The following is a 17,617-nucleotide window of genomic DNA, read 5'->3' as shown; positions in this document are numbered from 1 at the left end:
CAGGCCGCCTCGCCACAGGTCGTTGTCCACAGATTCGTCAGAGCCTCTGGTGAACCACTCTCCCTGACGCCGAGCCTTCTCGGCATGACGACATCCCTCGAACCCGCACTCATCGAGCTCGCCCACGGACATCGCGGCTTCTTCACCACGGAGGAGGCCCGACGCGTCGGCACCACTCCCCACGCCCTCGTCGAAGCCGTCAAGGGCGGTCTGCTCCATCATCCGGCGCGCGGCCTCTATGCGGTCTCCGCACTGGTCGACAACACGCAGCCTCAGTCCTGGCACATCGACCTGAGTTTCGCAGCCACCCTCCTCTGGGATGACGCCGCGCTCGGGAGCACCTCGTCGGTCCTCTCCCATGGGGTCACGGTCTGGGGGCCAGATCTCGGTCGGATCCACGTGCTCCGGCCCATCGACCGTACGGTGCAGGTGGGGGTCTTCCGAGTGCGGCGATGGCGCGGCCAGCCCGTCGTGGACACCGACGTCGGTCCGGCCGTCGAGCTGAGCCACGCCCTCGCCCAGCATGCTGTCGACCACGGGCTCGTGGCCGGAGTTGTGAGTGCCGACAACGCCCTCCACGAAGGGCTCGTCACGATCGACGAACTGCGTGACGCCGCCGCCGTCCTGGCTCCGTTCCGCAATGGCAGCCGCGCCACGACCATGGTGGCGTTCGCCGACGGGGCACGGGAGTCGGTCGGTGAGTCCCGGACGGCTGTGGCACTCATGACGGCCGGTCTCACCCTGGACCCGCAGGTTGAGATCCGCGACCGGAGCGGCCATCTCGTGGGACGAGTGGACTTCCTCGTTCGCGGGACCAACGTGATCGTCGAGTTCGATGGTCGCCTCAAGTACGACTCGGGCGACCCGTCCGTGCTCTGGGCGGAGAAGAAGCGTGAGGACGCGCTCCGCCGACTGGGCTATGTCGTCGTGCGACTCACCTGGGCCGACCTCGAGTCCGGTGCCGCCGTCGCCAAGGTTCGTTCCGCCATCGCCGCGGCCTGAGACCGGCCCTCGAGCGAAGGGCGCGCCAGCCCGACGGGTGAGCGGACGGCATACCCGCGCATCCGTCCGCGACCGGAGGGAACGTGAAGGGTCCGGAGGGCACATAAGCCTCCGGACCCTTCAGGTTCCGTCATGGGGAGCAAATGTTGGGGCGCCCGTCAGAGGGCGGCGAGGATGTCGCTCACCCGCTCCTTCGCGTCGCCGAACAGCATCTGCGAGTTGTCCCGGAAGAAGAGCGGGTTCTGCACTCCGGCATACCCCGTCGCCATCGATCGCTTGAACACGATGACGTCCTTGGCGTTCCACACCTCAAGCACCGGCATGCCGGCGATCGGCGACGTCGGGTCCTCGGCCGCGGCCGGGTTGACGGTGTCGTTGGCGCCGATGACGAGCACGACGTCCGTCGACGGGAAGTCGTCGTTGATCTCGTCCATCTCGAGCACGACGTCATAGGGCACCTTGGCCTCGGCGAGCAGCACGTTCATGTGCCCGGGCAGACGGCCCGCAACCGGGTGGATGCCGAAGCGCACGTCGACGCCACGGTCACGCAGCTGCTTGGTCAGTTCGGCCACGGGGTACTGCGCCTGCGCCACCGCCATGCCATAGCCCGGCGTGATGACGACCGACGACGCGTCGCGCAGGAGCTCCGCCACACCAGCAGCAGTGATCTCGCGGTGCTCGCCATAGTCGACATCGTCGCCGACCACGACCTCCTGGCCGAACCCACCGGCGATGACGGACACGAACGACCGGTTCATCGCGCGGCACATGATCCACGAGAGGATCGCACCCGATGCACCGACCAGTGCACCCGTCACGATGAGCAGGTCGTTGCCGAGCATGAAGCCGGCAGCCGCCGCGGCCCAACCCGAATAGGAGTTGAGCATCGACACGACGACCGGCATGTCACCGCCGCCGATGGACGCCACGAGGTGCCAACCGAAGGCCAGCGCGATGACGGTCATGATCACGAGCGGCACCAGCGAGTGCGAGCGCACGAACCACACGAGCAGCAGCGCCGACACAACGAGCGCCGCGAGGTTGAGCCAGTGACGCGCCGGCAGCATGAGCGGCGTCGACTTGATCCGCGCCGACAGCTTGAGGAACGCGACGATCGAGCCGGTGAGGGTCACGGCACCGATGAAGACGCCGAGGAACACCTCGACCGAGTGCACCGTGTCCGATGCGGACCCGACCTCGAGGTGCGAGTTGAAGCCGACGAGCACCGCCGCCAGACCGACGAACGAGTGCAGCATCGCGACGAGTTCGGGCATCTGGGTCATCTCGACGGACCGCGCGCGCCACATTCCGATGGCCGCGCCGATGCCCATCGCGAGCGCGATGAGGAGCAGCGTGGACAGCGCGTTCGACGAGCGCGACAGGACGAGCCAGATCGTCGCGCCGAGGGCGATGACCATGCCGGCGATGCCGAAGCGGTTGCCCTCCTTGGCCGACTCGTGCTTCGACAGGCCGGCGAGCGAGAGGACGAAGAGAACGGCAGAGACGATGTATGCCGCGGAGACCACGTTGAGTGTCATCGTCGCCTCAGTCCTTCCGGAACATCTCGAGCATGCGGCCGGTCACTGCGAATCCTCCGAAGATGTTGATGCTGGCCACGAGGACCGCGAGAAAGGCCAACGTCTTGACGACGAGGTCGTCCGAGTCGATCTGCAGCAGCCCGCCGACGACGATGATTCCGCTGATGGCGTTGGTTTCGGCCATGAGCGGTGTGTGCAGGGCGTGCGACACGTTGGAGATGACATAGAAGCCGACGATGACCGCGAGCGCGAACACCGTGAAGTGGCTGAGGAACTGCGCCGGCGAGACCGCCGCGATGAACCCGAACGCGACCGCGCCGAGGGCCATCCAGAGATACTTCCGTCGCGGGTCGGTCGGCTTGGCAACCTCTCCGGTATGCCGTCCGCCCACCTCCGTGCCCGCTGCCACCTTGGCGGGGGCGGCCGCTGCGGCCGAGACCTGCACCGGCGGCGGGGGCCACAGGACCTCGCCCTCGTGGACGACGGTCATGCCCCGTTGGACCTGGTCATCGAGGTCGAGCTCGAAGGTGCCGTCCTTCTCCGGGGTGGTCAGCTTGAGCAGGTTGACGAGGTTGGTTCCGAACAGTTGCGACGCCTGGGTGGGCAGCCGCCCCGGCAGGTCGGTGTAGCCCAGGATCGTCACGCCACCGTCGGTCACGACCTTCTGGTCGGCGACGGAGCCAGCGACATTGCCGCCATTGGCCGCAGCCATGTCGACGATGACCGACCCCGGCTTCATCGACGCGACCATCTCCTCGGTGAGGAGTCGCGGCGCGGGCTTGCCCGGGATGAGCGCCGTGGTGATGACGATGTCGACGTCCCTGGCCTGCGCGGCATACAGCTCGGCAGCCTTGGCGTTGAAGTCCTCGCCGGTCTCCTTGGCGTATCCGTCTGCACTGGGTGCGTCGTCCGCTGCGTCCCCCAGATCGATGCGGAGGAACTCGGCGCCCATCGACTCGACCTGCTCCGCGACCTCGCTGCGTGCATCGAACGCGCGCACGATCGCGCCGAGCGAGCCGGCCGTACCGATGGCGGACAGCCCGGCCACACCAGCACCGACGACGAGGACCTTGGCCGGCGGCACCTTGCCCGCTGCGGTCACCTGGCCCGTGAAGAACGAGCCGAACTCGTGAGCGGCCTCGACCACGGCGCGGTATCCGCCGATGTTGGCCATCGAGGACAGCACGTCGAGGGACTGTGCGCGCGAGATGCGAGGGACGGCGTCCATCGCGAGGGCGGTGACTCCGCGCTCGGCGAGGGCCGCGACAAGCTCCGGCTTGAGCGCCGGCGAGAGGAGGCTGACGATCGTCTGCCCCGACCGGAGGAGATCCAGTTCCGCGGTGGTGGGTGCGTTGATCTTGAGGATGATGTCGGTGTTCCACACCTCGGCACCGACGACATCAGCGCCCGCCGCGGCATACGCGTCGTCCTCGAAGGTCGCTCGGCGACCGGCTCCGTGCTCGACGAACACGGCATACCCGAGTCCGATCAGTTGCTCAACAGTCTTGGGTGTGGCGGCCACGCGGGTCTCGCCGGGCAATGACTCCAACGGCACGCCAATGCGCACGTGAAGACCTCCTCCTCGGGGGACAGACATACGCCCGTGAACCTACTAGGGCGATTGCGTGAGCGGGCCGCGATGTGACTGCGACAACGAGTGACGCCCGATCGGCGGACAGGCCAAGCGCCACGACCGGGCCTCTCTTGGTTACGGTTTTGCCCATGAAGGACACGATGTTGTGGCTGGTCGGTGGGGCGGCATTCGCCGTCGTCGTGGCGGCCTTCGTCTGGGTGCTGCGGCACCGTGACGACGCCGCCGCGCCCGAACACCACAGTTACGACGCGCCCGAGGTCACCATCACGGGCGAGCAGCGCCGCAGCGCCCTGGCGTTCGGCGCCACCGAGGTGGAGGAGCCCGTCGACGAAACCGTGCCGCTGAGCCGTCTCGGCGGGGCCGGTTGGCGTGACGGCGGCGGTCTCGAGACCCCACCCACCACCGGGTATGCCGGTCAGTCCCGCTCCCGGGACTCCTCCAGCGCCGCCGTGGTCCCGGAACGGGACGTGGTTCCCGGTGCGGACGTGGCGGCGGACCTGGACACTGCTCCGACGCGACACGTCATGGTCGACGAACAGGTGGCGGACCGAACCGATCAGGAGGCCGTGGATCGCGAGCGTGGCGGCCACTGGTGAGCGGCTCGCTGCGCCCGGCCTGACCTCTGCTCACGTTCCGCCACCTTCGCGGCAATGACCGGCCGACGATCAGCTCACTCCTCGGGGGCACGATGCCCGCGTACCGCCGGCTCATCGCGCACGAGCTGACCGTCGGTCCGCATGGCGGACGGCGGTTCCCACCATGCAGGCAACAGCGATGGCCCCGTTCGTGGGGCGAACGGGGCCATCGCTGCGCGCGGGGGGCGGGTCAGCTCTCTGACGGGGTGAAGCCGGCGCGTCGGGCGGCGTCCTCGTCGTAGAACCAGACATCCGGCTCCGCACTGTCGTAGCCACTCGCTCCGGGCACCCGATAGGTACGCGTGTCGTTGTAGGCCTGGATCGGGTGGTCGAGCGGCTGGGCCCGGTCCTCGAACGGTGCGGCCGAGCCGACGCCGTAGCCGCCATCGCGGATCTCGTCCACGCCGGAGATACGGCGCGCCCACTCCTCACCGTCGCTGACGGACTCTTCGGACCAGTCGTCGCCGTCGGTCTCGCCGCCGTCAGGCTCGCCTCCGTCGGACTCGCCGCCGTCGGTCTCGCCACTCACGGTCTCGGCACCCTCGGCCTCGCCGCCGTCGGTCTCGCCACCCACGGTCTCGCCACCCACGGTCTCGCCAGCGTCAGATGACTCGGTGCCTGCATCGTCGAGGGTGTTGATGCGGTCCGTGCCGTCGGGCCAGTGCGTGGCGTCGCCCCGGTCATCCGGCTGCGAGACGTCCGGATCCCATGCCGTCTCGGAATCGAGTGACTCGCTTGCGACGGCGTCATCGCCCGCATCGGGAGCCTCGTCGGCGGACTCTGCCGACGCCTCGTCCGACGTGGGCGTCGACTCGGTCACCGACTCTTCGGCACCCTGCTCATCGGTCGTGGCGACCTCGTCCCAGGAAGCCTCGTCGTTCGAACCGTCGACGACGGGCTCCTGCGTCGGCTCCGACGCGGACTCGTCGGAGGAGACCGACTCTTCTGACGGCAGGGACTCCTCAGCCGTCACCGACTCGTCACTCGGAGCGGACTCATCGTTGATCGCGGGGCCGTCGGCGACGGGCTCGGGGTCTTCCCACGTCTCTTCGGTCGTCGGCTCCTCGTCGAGCGCAGTCGCCTCGCCCTGGGCAGCCTCGACCGGTGCGGTCGGCAGGTCCGAATCAGACTCACGCGCGGCGTCCGAAGTGTCCACCTCAGAGGTGTCGGCGACGTCGTCAACAGACGTGTCGGCGACGTCGTCGGTGCTGCCTTCAACCGGTTCGGCCGGCAGCGGCTCCGTCGACGCGTAGTCCTCGACGTTGCTGACGATCGCGATGTCGCCATCGCCAGCGTCGGCGGTGTCGGCGCTGTCGGCGCTGTCGGCGGTGGCGTCCAGGGCCTCGGGCGCAGCTGCCTCGTCCTCAGTCGGCTCCGGGGTCATCGCAGCGGTCGGCTCATCGCCGTTCACGTCGGTCGGCACCTCAGCCGACGTTTCGGCCTGCGCGTCGGCCGGCAGTTCGGTCTGCCCGCCCGCCTGCTGACCAGTGGGCAGTGCGGTCTGCACGTCGCCCGTTGCCTCCGTCGACTCGGAAGCCGGCACATCCCACTGGCCGGTGGCAGGGTCGCCCTCCGCGTTCGCGGCGGGGACCACCCATTCGTCCGACTCGGCAGCCGCGTCACCGGCGCTCTCGGGTTCGGGGAGGCTCGCCTCGGACTCGGGCGCGAAGGCGGGCTGCTCAGCTTCAACCGACTCCGGCTCAACCGACTCCGGCTCGACAGCCTCGGGCTCAACGGACCCCGGCTCAACCGATGCCGGCTCAACCGACTCAGGCTCAACCGACTCCGGCTCAACGGACCCCGGCTCAACCGACTCAGGCTCAACCGACTCAGGCTCGACCGGAGCACCGGCCGGGGCCTGCTCCGCCCAGGGCTGCTCGTCGCTGTAGTCCGCACCCGATGCAAGACGGGCCGCTTCGTCGTCGGTCACGTTGCCCCGGGTCGCGGCGTAGGCGCTGCCGATCGCAGCCGCCCCTGCGCCGGCCACGGCCGCACCCGCACCCCAGCCACCGGGCTCGACCGGTGCGCCGGCGCTGCGGGGTGCTTCCGTCTCACGGCGCACCTCGGCCTCCCGCGCCGCTTCCGGAGCAGCCGGAGCCGGCGCCTCGGGAGCGGCAGGCGGCTCGAACCGGGACCGCTCCGGGGCAGCCGGTGCTTCTGCAGCGACGGGCGGCTCGAACCGGGACCGCTCCGGCGCAGCAGGTGCCTCGGGAGTGGCAGACGGAGCCGGCGGCACCGGACGGTGGACGCGGGTCTCGTCGAGGGGTCGAATGTCGTCGTCGAGGTCCTCGGGCAGCGGCCGGGGGTCGTCCTGAGCCACCTGGACATCGGGGTCGATCTCATCCGCGCGCCGCAACTCGGCGTCGTGCGCGAGCCGCGCGCGCTCCAACTCGTCCTGGTGGCGTCGCGCCTCGTCCTCGACGCGCCGTGCCTCGCGTGCGCTGGCTTCCGCCTGACGCGCCCGCTCCTCGGCCTCCTGCCGGGCGTAGGCCGCGCGCTCGTCGGCCTGCTGGGCGAGGGCCGTCTGTCCGGCGAGGGCGGCGCCGCGCTCCTCGGCTGCGGCGCGGAGGCGGGCAGCCTCGAGACGCTGTTCGTCGAGTTGGCGCTGCTTCCCCCTGGAGAGGAACCACCAGACGAGGAAGAGGATGGCAAGGATGACAAGGGCACCGATGAGGTACTTCACGAGGTCTGCTCCTGGGATCGACATCGAGTGCCGTAGCACCCGCTACGCAGACCAAACTACCTGCCGACCTGCGGCTTCGGGGGTTCAACCCCGGATGGTCTCCGAGGGGCCTACAGGCCCATCTCGGCCACGGTGATCTCGCGCATCTCCACCTTGCGAACCTTGCCCGTGACGGTCATCGGGAAGTCCTCGACGATGCGGACGTAGCGAGGAATCTTGTAGTGGGCGAGCTTCCCCGTCGCGAACTCCCGGATCGACTCGGGCGTCAACGCCTCGGCGCCGTCCCGCATCCGAATCCACACCGCGAGCTCCTCGCCGTACTTGTCGTCGGGGACGCCGATCACCTGGGCGTCGACGATGTCGGGGTGGGTGTAGAGGAACTCCTCGATCTCGCGCGGGTAGATGTTCTCGCCGCCGCGAATGACCATGTCCTTGATCCGGCCGGTGATCTGGAGGAACCCGTCGTCGTCCATGACGGCGAGGTCGCCGGTGCGCATCCAGCCGTCGACGATCGCCTCGGCGGTCTTGTCATCCTGGCCCCAGTAGCCGAGCATCACCGAGTAGCCCTTGGTCCAGAACTCGCCGGCCTCGCCCCTCGGGAGCGTTTCGAGCGAGACCGGGTCGACGATCTTCACCTCGAGATGCGGACCCACCTGGCCGACGGTCCCGACCTTCTTGTCGAAGGCGTCGTCCGTGCGGGTCTGGGTCGAGACGGGCGACGTCTCGGTCATGCCATAACAGATCGTCATCTCGTCGATGCCGGCCGCGATGAGCTTCTTCATGAGCTCGGCCGGGCAGGGTGAGCCAGCCATGATGCCGGTCCGCACGGCGCTGAGGTCGTAGTCCGCGAAGTTCGGCAGGGCCCACTCGGCGATGAACATCGTCGGCACGCCGTAGAGGCTGGTGCACTTCTCCTCCGCCGTCGCCTCGAGCGTCAGTGCCGGGTCGAACCCGGGCGCGGGGATGACCATGCAGGCTCCGTGGGAGGTGGCCGCAAGGTTGCCCATGACCATGCCGAAGCAGTGATAGAAGGGCACCGGGATGCAGATCCGGTCCTCCTCCGTGTAGCGGCAGAGCTCTCCGACGAAGTAGCCGTTGTTGAGGATGTTGCGGTGGCTCAGCGTTGCGCCCTTGGGGAATCCCGTTGTGCCGGAGGTGTATTGGATGTTGATCGGGTCATCGGGCGTGAGTTGCGAGCCGATGGACCAAAGCGTCTCCTCGCTCACGTCATCGGCGCGGGCCACCAGGTCGGACCAGCTCTCCTGACCGATCACCCAGACATGTTCGAGGTCGGGACACTCGTCGCGAACCTCCTCGATCATGGCGACGTAGTTCGACGCCTTGAACGACGCGGCCGTGAAGAGTCCACGGATCCCGGCCTGGCCGAGGACGTACTTGAGTTCGTGCGACCTGTATGCCGGGTTGATGTTCACGAGGATGACGCCCACCTTGGCGGTGGCGAACTGGACGACGGTCCACTCGGCGCAGTTGGGCGCCCAGATCCCGACCCGGTCGCCCCTCCCCATCCCGGCGGCGACGAGCGCGCGGGCGAGGCGGTCCACTTCGGCGCCGAATGCGGCATACGTCCACCGCACTCCCTGGGCGCGGTCGACCAGCGCCTCGCGGTCGCCGTGCACAGCGATCGTCGCGTCGAGGTTGGCACCGATGGTCTGGTCCAGGAGCGCCGGCTCCTGAGGCCCTGCGGCGTGGGAGAGCGTCTGCATGTCCGTCCCTTCGACATCCGAGGTGGGCTGTGGGCAGCCCTGCCGACCGAACGTACCCCGCGGACGAGGGCCGTGGGTATGGTCGGGCACATGGACGAACGCGAAGGTGACGCCATCCCCGAAGGGGCCGTCGTCGTCGGGATCGGCAACAGCGATCGCGACGCCGAGACACTGACGTGGGCCGGCAACTCCGCGCAGCGCTCGGGGAGCCCGCTGCACATCCTCCACGCCCACGACCTCAGCGCCGAGCTCGCCGCGATCGACCCGGTCGCCGGCAACCCGATCTCGCTCGGCCCGGACGGTGACCTCGGCAACGAGGGCCTCCTCCAGGAGACGCTGACCGCGGCCCGGGAACGCTGGCCCGAGCTCTCGGTCACCGGCAGCGAACCCTTCGTCCGGCCCGAGCAGGCCCTGATCGACGCCTCCGTCGGCGCCCGACTCATCGTCGTCGGCGCGGCCCGCGCGACGGCGCTGCAACGCCTCGGACTCGGCCGCCCCTCCCTCGCGGCAGCGATGCACGCGGAGTGCCCCGTCGTCATCGTCCCGCAGGGTTCACGCGCCGACGCGGACGGTGGCATCGTCGTCGCCATCGACGGTTCGAGCCACAGCGCGGCCGCGGCCGAGCGCGCCTTCTGGATCGCCGACCTGCGCAAGGCGCCGTTGATCGCCATCACGACGTGGAACGTCGAGGTCGTCGACGGCATGGTCGTCACGACACCCGGAACGGACGCGTGGAACGCCACCGAGGCGAAGTACCGCGCCGTCGTCGACCCCATCGTCGAGCCGCTCCGCGAAGCCCACCCGGACGTCGAGGCGACGGTCGAGGTATTGCGCGGATCACCGGCCAAGGTTCTCGCCGAACGCTCGACCGACGCGGGCCTGATCGTCATGGGCACCCGCGGCCGCGGCGGATTCCGGGGCATGCTCCTGGGGTCCGTCAGCCAGCAGGTGCTCGAGACGGCGAGTTGCCCCGTGATGCTCGTGCACTCCCCCTCCGCCTGACGCTTCCCCCGGCCGGCCGTGTCCTTTCGGACCCGGCCCCCACGAAACCGGACGTGTACGGCATACCCCCTCGTGGTATGCCGGCCGGTCCGGGAAGGTGGGCCGCATGCGACAGCTGGGGAAGACTTCACGAACGCGGTTCTGGTGGCACTACGTCGAAATGGTGCTGGCGATGCTCGTCGGCATGGGCCTCTTCTGGCCGGTCTGGATCGGCCTGTTCGCGCTGCTGGGTCGACCCGAACTCATGGAGCGCGGCGACCTCGCCGCCGTGCGGATGGCCGTCAACATGACGGCCGGCATGGCGATCTGGATGCGGATCCGCGGGCACGGCGCACGGGACATCGTCGAGATGTCGGTGGCGATGAGCGCGCCGTTCTTCGTCCTGCTCATCCCCTATTGGATGGGGGCGCTGAGTGCCGATGCGCTCATGTGGGCGGCACACGGGCTGATGTTCGTGACGATGCTGCTCGCGATGTGGTGGCGGCGCGACGTCTACTCCGCCGACCACACGACCCATGGGCGCGTCCCCGCGCAGGGCCCGCGGGAGGGGGCCACTGCCTGATACGTTCCGGGCGATGAACGGCTCCGCGGACACCGCCCGCTCCTCGCACCGCTCCCCCGACCTGCGTGCCCTCGCCCTGGCCGTCGTCCAGCCGGGGTTCGTCGGGCTGACGCCGCCGGACTGGCTGCGTCGGGAGCTCGACGCAGGACTCGGCGGCGTGGCCCTGTTCGCCCGCAACATCGACACCCTCGAGCAGGTGGACGCCCTGACGACGGCGATCCACGCCGCTCGCCCGGGCGCGCTCATCGCCGTCGACGAGGAGGCGGGCGACGTGACGCGGCTCGAGCACTCGACCGGGTCGTCGTGGCCCGGCAACCTCGCGCTCGGGGTGGTCGATGACGAGGCACTGACGGAGGCCGTGGCGCGCGAGATCGGGGTGCTGCTCGACTCCGTCGGGATCGACCTCGTCTACGCGCCCGTCGCCGACGTCAACAACAATCCCGCGAATCCCGTCATCGGCGTGCGCAGCTTCGGCGCGGATGCGCGGCTGGTCGCGAGGCACACGGGGGCCTGGGTTCGGGGCATCCAATCGGCCGGGGTCCTGGCCTGCGCGAAGCACTTCCCCGGGCACGGCGACACCGCCGTCGACAGCCACCTCGGGCTGCCAGAGGTGGACTTCATTGCGCCCGATGACGCTGTGCTGCAACCGTTCCGGGCTGCGATCGAGGCCGGGACGGTGTCGATCATGAGCGCGCACATCGTCGTGCGCGGACTCGATGACCGACCGTCGACCCTGTCGCACCGAGTCCTCGTCGACCTGCTGCGTGGGCAACTCGGGTTCGGTGGCCTGGCGCTCTCCGACGGCATGGAGATGGGCGGCATCACCGGCGCGATGAGCCTGCAGCAGGGGTGCGTGCGCGCCATCGCCGCCGGCATCGACCTGCTGTGTATCGGCGGCGGCCTCGCGGACGAGGACACCGTGCTCACCGTCGTGGACGAGCTCGTGTCCGCCGTGCACTCCGGCCGTCTCGACGAGGCCCGACTGGCCGATGCGGCGAGTCGGGTGCAGTGGGCGGCCGAGGAGAGGCAGCGCCTGCGCGCCGCCGCTGAGGCCGGGACCGAGTCCGCGTCGACCGGTGGGGCAGGGGCCGAGGCCGTGCGGACAGGTGGGGTCGGGACCGAGTCGATCGTGAGCCCGCGAGCGCGCGCCGCCGTGCACAAGCCGGCAGGGCTCGATGCCGCGCGGCGGGCCGTCGTCGTGCGCGGCCCGGTGCGTGCGTTCGATCGCTTGACCGCACCGGTCATCGTCGAGCTCGTCGCCCCGAGCAACATCGCCGTGGGCCACGAGACCCGCAGTGGCATCTCCGCCGCTGCCATCGAGCACTGGCCCGGACTGACCCCGCTGCGCGCGGACACCGAGGAGGCCGTCGCGCGGGCCGTCGCCGGCACGAACCCGTCCGATCGTGTGTGGCTCGTCGTGCGCGACCCCCGTCGACGCGCCTGGATGGAGGCCGCGTTGGACCGGGTCCTCGCCGATCACCCCGACGCCGTCGTCATCGACACGGGTTGGCCCGGCTGGACGGCCCCCGAGGGAACGACCCACGTCGTCACGCACGGCGCGGCCCGGGTCACCGCCGACGCCGTCGTGTCGCTCCTGACCGAGGGCTGACCCAATGCGAGGAGCCAGAGGCTGATCGGGCACGAGCGCCGGAGGCTGACCGGGCATGAGTGCCAAAGGCGTCGCATATGGCCCTTCTGGCACTCACCGTCACAGCTCTCGCGGGAGAATCGGCCATGCCCACGTTCGCGGGCGTGTTCGCCCACCCCGACGATGACGCCTACGGGATCGCCGGCACGGTCGCGCTGCACGCCGACGACCCCGACTTCCGCTTCGTCCTCGTCCACGCGACCGACGGCGATCAGGGCGACATCCGGCCCGGGTTCCCTGCCACCCGCGACACCCTCGGGGCGGTGCGGCGAGCCGAGGACGAGGCCGGGTGGCGCGCCGTCGGTCGCTCCCCGGACCGCCACGAATGGCTCGGCCTCCCCGACGGCGGTGTCAGCGGTGTGCCGTTCGGCGCCCTCGTCGACGCCATCTGGGAGGTGCTGGCCGACGAGCGTCCCGACGTCGTGTGCACCTTCGGGCCGGACGGGATCTTCGGACACCCCGATCACGTCGCCGTGGGCGCCGCAACGGATGCCGCCTTCGCGCGCGGGGTGGGCGACGGCGGGCCTGGGTTCCGCAGGCTCGTCCACGGCGTCATCCCACAGACCGTGTTCGAGAGGTGGAACACCCAGCGAGCCGCCCTGGGACTGGAGATCTTCGACCCGTCGGCGATGTATCACATGCGCGGCGTGCCGGACGAGACCGTCGACATCTGGGTCGACACCAGCTCCGTGGCCGACAGGACTGTCGCCGGGCTGCTCGAGCACCGCAGCCAGCACCACGTGATCTTTGACGAGCCCATTGACGTCGACCGCTGGCGGCGGGTCGTCACGCGCGAATGGCACACCATCGCCTGGCCATCGCGCGATCCGGGCCGGTCGTTCCTCACCGACGTTTTCGATGGCCTGACCTGAGGCTGGGTGCCGCGCAGGACAGCCGTCCACAATGGCCGCATGGCAATGCATCAGGCCCTGCTCGACGAACTCATCTCTGCCGGGCGCTACGCCGTGGAACGAGGACTCGTCAACGCCTCCGGCGGCAACCTTTCGGCGCGGCTGCCCGACGGCCACGGCTTCATCGTGACCGGAACCGGCACGTGGCTGGATCGGTTGCGGTACGCAGACTTCGCCACCGTCTCCAACTCCGGCGAGCACCGCAGCGGGGCGAAGCCGAGCGGCGAGTGGCGGCTGCACCAGCGGACCTACGAGGTGCGTCCGGACGTCTCGGCCATCGTCCACCTGCACCCCCAGCACGCCGTCCTCGTCGACGCCCTCGGCGAGCCCATTCGGTGCCTCACCCTCGACCACGCGTACTACCTCGAACGGGTCGTGCGCATCCCGTTCCTCCCCTCCGGCACGGATGAGCTTGCCCGGGCCGCGGCCGAGGCGGTGGCCCGAGGCGACAACGCCCTCGTCCTGGCCCACCACGGATGTTCGGCCCTGGGTGACTCGGTGGGGATGGCGCTACGGCGGGCCGCCAACATCGAGGAGGCCGCGACGATGACCTACCGCCTCTTGCTGCTCGGCGACCGCACGACCGACTTTCCGGAGGAGTATCGCGGCCGCATCATCGACGTCTGACCGCCCGAACGGCCGGGCCGCCCAGCGGCAGCCCCAGGGCGAGACCAGCTCAGGCCAGGTCGGTGGGTCGCGTGCCGGCCGACGGTTCGACCAGCCCGCGCTCCGTGGCGATGAGCGACACGAAGCGCGCGGGAGTGACGTCAAAAGCCGGGTTGAAGCCCTGGCTGACCTCGGGCGCGAACCGCTCCCCGCCGATGACGACGACCTCGTCGCCCGGCCGCTCCTCGATCTCGATGTCCTCGCCCGTGGCGGTCTCGAGATCAACCGTCGACCACGGTGCGGCCACGACGAGCGGGAGTCCGGACACGTGGCAGGCCAGGGCCACCCCGAGCGTGCCGACCTTGTTGGCGACGTCGCCGTTGGCGGCGATCCGGTCGGCGCCCACGACGGCGAAGTCCACGAGCCCACGCACGATCGTCGACGCCGCCGCGCCGTCGACCTGGACCGAGTGCGCGATGCCTTCCTGCGCCAACTCGTAGGCCGTGAGGCGACTGCCCTGGAGCAGAGGGCGGGTCTCGTCGACGTGGACGTGCTCGAGCCGGTCACGTGCGGCCAGCTCGCGCAGGACGCCAAGCGCCGTTCCCCACCCCGACGTGGCGAGCACCCCGGCGTTGCAGTGCGTCAGGGCCCGCAGAGGCCGGTCACCGAACCGTTCAAGAAGCCAGTCGGCGGCGAGCCGACTGAGCTCCCGGTTGGCCGCGGTGTCGGCTTCGGCCAACTCCCGGGCCGCCGCGAGGACCGCATCGCGCCCGGCCGCGACCAGTGGCCGCACGCGCTCGACGCCCCACGCGAGGTTGACCGCCGTCGGCCGCGCGTCACGAATCCCATCGATGGCGGCGTCACGCTCGGCCTCGGTCCACCCCTTGCGCGCCGCCTCGTCCATCGCGAGGACGACTCCGAACGCGCCCGCAACACCGAGGGCCGGGGCACCCCGCACGGCAAGAGTCGCGATGGCCTCGACGAGCTGCGCGCACTCACCGATCTTCAGATGCTCGGTGGCACCGGGCAGCACCCGCTGGTCGAGCACGACCAGGCCTTCCCGGTCGTCCCACCAGATCGCCCGCAGCGCCTCGCTCGTCACCGTGCAATTTCAACATCAGATACTGAATTTGCACACCGAACTCGCAACAGCAACCTCCCCCACCGGACCACACCGCAAAGGTGAGATGGACGAAACACGTGCGCGGCCGGCATACCCCATCTGCAAATATGCGGACATGCGCCGCATCGTCCAGAGCAAGAAGCTGCAGCACGTCCGCTACGACGTGAGGGGGCCGATCCTCGTCGAGGCCCAGCGGCTCGAGGCCGAGGGGCACAAGATCCTCAAGCTCAACATCGGCAACACGGCACCGTTCGGGTTCGAGGCGCCCGAGGCGATCGTCGCCGACATGATCCACAACCTTCCCGACGCGCAGGGCTACAGCGACTCGCGCGGCATCTACTCGGCGCGCACGGCGGTCGCGCAGTACTACCAGTCGCGCGGGCTCACCGAGACGGTCGTCGACGACATCTACATCGGCAACGGCGTCTCCGAGCTCATCTCGATGGTGCTCCAGGCGTTCGTCGACGACGGCAACGAGATCCTCGTCCCGGCGCCGGACTACCCCCTGTGGACCGGCGCGGTGTCGCTGTCCGGTGGCACGCCCGTGCACTACCGCTGCGACGAGGCGAACGGGTGGAACCCCGACCTCGAGGACATCGAGTCCAAGATCACCGAGAACACCCACGCCCTCGTCGTCATCAACCCCAACAACCCGACCGGGGCGGTCTACTCGGAGGAGACGGTGCGCGGACTCGTCGACATCGCGCGCCGCCACAACCTCGTCCTCATGGCCGACGAGATCTACGAGAAGATCCTCTACGCCGACGGCGAGGGCGCGGACGCCGTGACGCCGGTGCACCACCACGTCGCCACGTTTGCCGCCGATGACGTGCTGTGCCTGACGTTCTCCGGGCTGTCCAAGGCCTACCGGGTCTGCGGCTACCGCGCCGGCTGGGTCATGGTGTCGGGTCCGAAGCATGTGGCCGAGGACTTCCTCGAGGGCCTGACGCTCCTCGCGAACATGCGCATGTGCGCGAACGTGCCTGCGCAGCACGCGATCCAGACCGCGCTCGGCGGCTACCAGTCGATCAACGAGCTCATCGTTCCCGGTGGCCGCTTCTACGAGCAGATCAAACTCGCGAACCGCCTGCTCAACGAGATCCCCGGGGTGTCGTGCGTCGAACCCCGCGGAGCGCTCTACTGCTTCCCGCGGCTCGACCCCGAGGTCTATCGCATCGAGGACGACCAGCAGTTCGTCATCGACCTGCTGCGCGCCAAGAAGATCCTCGTGACGCACGGGACCGGCTTCAACTGGTTCGAGCCCGACCACTTCCGACTCGTCACCCTGCCGGACACGGAAGTGCTCACCGAGGCCATCGGGCGCATCGCCGAGTTCCTCGAGACGGTGCGTCGGTGACGGTGCGTGACGGTCGCCTGACGTGAGCACCCCTGCGGCACAGCCGGATTCGACGCTCCTGCTCGGGATCGCCTCCGGTGGCGTCGTGGGTTCTCTCGGCCGGTATGCCGTCGGGATGGCTCTGCCGCATCCGCGCGGCGCGTTCCCGTGGTCCACTCTCGTCGTCAACCTCACCGGGGCGCTCGCGATGGGGCTGCTCGTGGCGTTCCTCGTCGCGAAGCCGGGGTCGCACCGGTTGGCCCGACCCGTCATCGGGGTCGGCGTGCTCGGGGGATGGACGACGTTCTCGGCGTTCGCGGTGGACGCCGTCACCCTGCTGGAGACGGGCCACGGCGGTGAGGCGGGCGCCTACGTCCTCGCGTCGTTCCTGGGTGCGGTGTTGGCCGTGTGGCTGGGTTCCGCTGTGGGACAGCGCATCTGGACGGCCGAGTGATGGCCGCGCTGCTCGTCGCACTCGGCGCGTCCGTCGGCGCCCCGTTGCGCTACCTCATCAACCACTGCCTCCGACTCCGGTGGGACACGACCCCGACGACGGGCACGCTCACGGTCAACGTCATCGGCTCGTTCATCCTCGGGCTGCTCGCCGGAGGGGCCATCGACGGGAACTGGATGGCGCTCGTCGGGACAGGGTTCTGCGGTGCGCTGACGACGTTCTCGACTCTGGCGCTCGAACTCCAGGACGCCTTCACGGACGAGCGCCCTCGCGACGCCGTCACCAACGTCGCCCTCAGCCTCGTCCTTGGAGTGGGCGCCGCCTGGCTCGGTTGGATCCTGACGTCATGACCGTGCCCGCCCCCGCGGCGCGAGTCGCGGCCATCCACATCGCTCCCGGAGTCCGGCTGCCGACGCGCTCGGTCGAGTCGGTCGTGGCCGAGGCAGGGGCGGGCCTGGTCGGCGACCGCTACCACGGCTCGAAGCACCGTCACGTGACCGTGCAGGCCCTCGACGACCTCGAGGCGGCGGCCGCCGAGTTGGGACGCCCCATCGACCCCGGTCTGACCCGCCGCAACATCACGCTGACCCACGGACCGATCCCGACCCGCCCGGGAGAGCGACTCCACCTGGGCGAGGTCGAGCTCGGGGTAGTGAGGATCGCAGCACCCTGCCGGCTCCTCGACGACGAACTCGGGTCCGGGGCGGTGAAGGCGCTCCACGCCCGCGCCGGCACGGTCTTCCGGCTACTCACGTCGGGGACGATCCGGGTGGGCGACGAGGCCACCCGGAACTGAGGT

General features: G+C 69.8%; 16 protein-coding genes. 11 read left to right on the top strand and 5 right to left on the bottom strand.

What is annotated here, in order from left to right; genetic code table 11:
• The first annotated feature begins 84 nt into the window (after nt 1-84).
• Nucleotides 85-1,002 (top strand): type IV toxin-antitoxin system AbiEi family antitoxin domain-containing protein, encoded by a 918-nt coding sequence (locus N803_RS11990; RefSeq protein WP_052112214.1) that lies wholly within the window; start codon nt 85-87, stop codon nt 1,000-1,002.
• A 158-nt stretch (nt 1,003-1,160) separates the two neighbouring features.
• On the opposite strand, the gene pntB is transcribed toward N803_RS11990, so the two are convergent.
• Together pntB and N803_RS11980 are read right to left on the bottom strand one after the other, a co-directional pair.
• Nucleotides 1,161-2,540 (bottom strand): Re/Si-specific NAD(P)(+) transhydrogenase subunit beta, encoded by a 1,380-nt coding sequence (gene pntB / locus N803_RS11985; protein ID WP_035905504.1) that lies wholly within the window; start codon nt 2,538-2,540, stop codon nt 1,161-1,163.
• 7 nt (nt 2,541-2,547) lie between these two features.
• Entirely contained in the window at nt 2,548-4,107 is a 1,560-nt protein-coding gene (locus N803_RS11980) for a Re/Si-specific NAD(P)(+) transhydrogenase subunit alpha (RefSeq protein ID WP_035905502.1), read from the bottom strand.
• A 155-nt stretch (nt 4,108-4,262) separates the two neighbouring features.
• On the opposite strand from N803_RS11980, the gene N803_RS11975 reads away from it, so the two are divergent.
• The gene (locus N803_RS11975; protein WP_035905501.1) at nt 4,263-4,730 is read left to right on the top strand and encodes a hypothetical protein; all 468 of its coding nucleotides are present in this window, start codon (nt 4,263-4,265) and stop codon (nt 4,728-4,730) included.
• Between the two features lie 229 nt (nt 4,731-4,959).
• Here N803_RS11975 and N803_RS11970 read toward each other — a convergent pair whose 3' ends face one another.
• Together N803_RS11970 and N803_RS11965 are read right to left on the bottom strand one after the other, a co-directional pair.
• A complete protein-coding gene (locus tag N803_RS11970; protein WP_156969766.1) occupies nt 4,960-7,476 on the bottom strand; it encodes a sunset domain-containing protein in 2,517 nt (838 codons plus the stop codon).
• Between the two features lie 86 nt (nt 7,477-7,562).
• On the bottom strand, nt 7,563-9,176 hold the full coding sequence (locus N803_RS11965; RefSeq protein WP_035905498.1) for an AMP-binding protein: 1,614 nt from the start codon (nt 9,174-9,176) through the stop codon (nt 7,563-7,565).
• Nucleotides 9,177-9,266: 90 nt separating this feature from the next.
• Between N803_RS11965 and N803_RS11960 the strand changes: the two genes are divergently transcribed.
• The 5 genes from N803_RS11960 to N803_RS11940 all read left to right on the top strand — a co-directional run bounded on the left by N803_RS11960 (nt 9,267) and on the right by N803_RS11940 (nt 13,926).
• Nucleotides 9,267-10,178 (top strand): universal stress protein, encoded by a 912-nt coding sequence (locus N803_RS11960; RefSeq protein WP_245617222.1) that lies wholly within the window; start codon nt 9,267-9,269, stop codon nt 10,176-10,178.
• Between the two features lie 106 nt (nt 10,179-10,284).
• Nucleotides 10,285-10,740: a hypothetical protein gene (locus tag N803_RS11955; protein WP_052112213.1), complete on the top strand. Its 456-nt coding sequence runs from the start codon at nt 10,285-10,287 to the stop codon at nt 10,738-10,740.
• A 13-nt stretch (nt 10,741-10,753) separates the two neighbouring features.
• Nucleotides 10,754-12,349, top strand: a complete 1,596-nt coding sequence (locus N803_RS11950; RefSeq protein WP_052112212.1) for a glycoside hydrolase family 3 protein — start codon at nt 10,754-10,756, stop codon at nt 12,347-12,349.
• 125 nt (nt 12,350-12,474) lie between these two features.
• Entirely contained in the window at nt 12,475-13,260 is a 786-nt protein-coding gene (locus tag N803_RS11945) for a PIG-L deacetylase family protein (RefSeq protein ID WP_035905712.1), read from the top strand.
• Between the two features lie 39 nt (nt 13,261-13,299).
• Nucleotides 13,300-13,926 (top strand): class II aldolase/adducin family protein, encoded by a 627-nt coding sequence (locus N803_RS11940; protein WP_035905494.1) that lies wholly within the window; start codon nt 13,300-13,302, stop codon nt 13,924-13,926.
• A 49-nt stretch (nt 13,927-13,975) separates the two neighbouring features.
• On the opposite strand, the gene mtnA is transcribed toward N803_RS11940, so the two are convergent.
• On the bottom strand, nt 13,976-15,007 hold the full coding sequence (gene mtnA, locus N803_RS11935; protein WP_035905492.1) for an S-methyl-5-thioribose-1-phosphate isomerase: 1,032 nt from the start codon (nt 15,005-15,007) through the stop codon (nt 13,976-13,978).
• A gap of 136 nt (nt 15,008-15,143) precedes the next feature.
• On the opposite strand from mtnA, the gene N803_RS11930 reads away from it, so the two are divergent.
• Genes N803_RS11930 through N803_RS11915 form a run of 4 tightly spaced genes read left to right on the top strand, consistent with a single transcriptional unit; the run spans nt 15,144 to nt 17,614 of the window.
• A complete protein-coding gene (locus N803_RS11930) occupies nt 15,144-16,385 on the top strand; it encodes a pyridoxal phosphate-dependent aminotransferase (protein ID WP_035905709.1) in 1,242 nt (413 codons plus the stop codon).
• A gap of 22 nt (nt 16,386-16,407) precedes the next feature.
• On the top strand, nt 16,408-16,818 hold the full coding sequence (locus N803_RS11925) for a fluoride efflux transporter FluC (RefSeq protein WP_052112211.1): 411 nt from the start codon (nt 16,408-16,410) through the stop codon (nt 16,816-16,818).
• On the top strand, nt 16,818-17,168 hold the full coding sequence (gene crcB / locus N803_RS11920) for a fluoride efflux transporter CrcB (RefSeq protein ID WP_035905703.1): 351 nt from the start codon (nt 16,818-16,820) through the stop codon (nt 17,166-17,168). Before N803_RS11925 ends, crcB begins: the two co-directional genes overlap by 1 nt.
• Nucleotides 17,165-17,614: an MOSC domain-containing protein gene (locus N803_RS11915; protein WP_035905490.1), complete on the top strand. Its 450-nt coding sequence runs from the start codon at nt 17,165-17,167 to the stop codon at nt 17,612-17,614. The genes crcB and N803_RS11915 overlap by 4 nt, the downstream gene beginning before the upstream one ends.
• Nucleotides 17,615-17,617: the final 3 nt, after the last annotated feature.

The organism is Knoellia subterranea KCTC 19937, assembly GCF_000768685.1.
GTDB lineage: Bacteria > Actinomycetota > Actinomycetes > Actinomycetales > Dermatophilaceae > Knoellia > Knoellia subterranea.
This window is presented reverse-complemented; position numbering and strand designations above follow the sequence as displayed.

Coding starts and splice junctions, on each gene's coding strand:
- N803_RS11930 (WP_035905709.1), top strand. CDS start 15,144: ATGCGCCGCATCGTCCAGAGCAAGAAGCTGCAGCACGTCCGCTACGAC.
- N803_RS11990 (WP_052112214.1), top strand. CDS start 85: ATGACGACATCCCTCGAACCCGCACTCATCGAGCTCGCCCACGGACAT.
- N803_RS11970 (WP_156969766.1), bottom strand. CDS start 7,476: ATGTCGATCCCAGGAGCAGACCTCGTGAAGTACCTCATCGGTGCCCTT.
- N803_RS11965 (WP_035905498.1), bottom strand. CDS start 9,176: ATGCAGACGCTCTCCCACGCCGCAGGGCCTCAGGAGCCGGCGCTCCTG.
- N803_RS11955 (WP_052112213.1), top strand. CDS start 10,285: ATGCGACAGCTGGGGAAGACTTCACGAACGCGGTTCTGGTGGCACTAC.
- N803_RS11945 (WP_035905712.1), top strand. CDS start 12,475: ATGCCCACGTTCGCGGGCGTGTTCGCCCACCCCGACGATGACGCCTAC.
- N803_RS11975 (WP_035905501.1), top strand. CDS start 4,263: ATGAAGGACACGATGTTGTGGCTGGTCGGTGGGGCGGCATTCGCCGTC.
- N803_RS11950 (WP_052112212.1), top strand. CDS start 10,754: ATGAACGGCTCCGCGGACACCGCCCGCTCCTCGCACCGCTCCCCCGAC.
- N803_RS11960 (WP_245617222.1), top strand. CDS start 9,267: ATGGACGAACGCGAAGGTGACGCCATCCCCGAAGGGGCCGTCGTCGTC.
- N803_RS11940 (WP_035905494.1), top strand. CDS start 13,300: ATGGCAATGCATCAGGCCCTGCTCGACGAACTCATCTCTGCCGGGCGC.
- crcB (WP_035905703.1), top strand. CDS start 16,818: ATGGCCGCGCTGCTCGTCGCACTCGGCGCGTCCGTCGGCGCCCCGTTG.
- pntB (WP_035905504.1), bottom strand. CDS start 2,540: ATGACACTCAACGTGGTCTCCGCGGCATACATCGTCTCTGCCGTTCTC.
- N803_RS11915 (WP_035905490.1), top strand. CDS start 17,165: ATGACCGTGCCCGCCCCCGCGGCGCGAGTCGCGGCCATCCACATCGCT.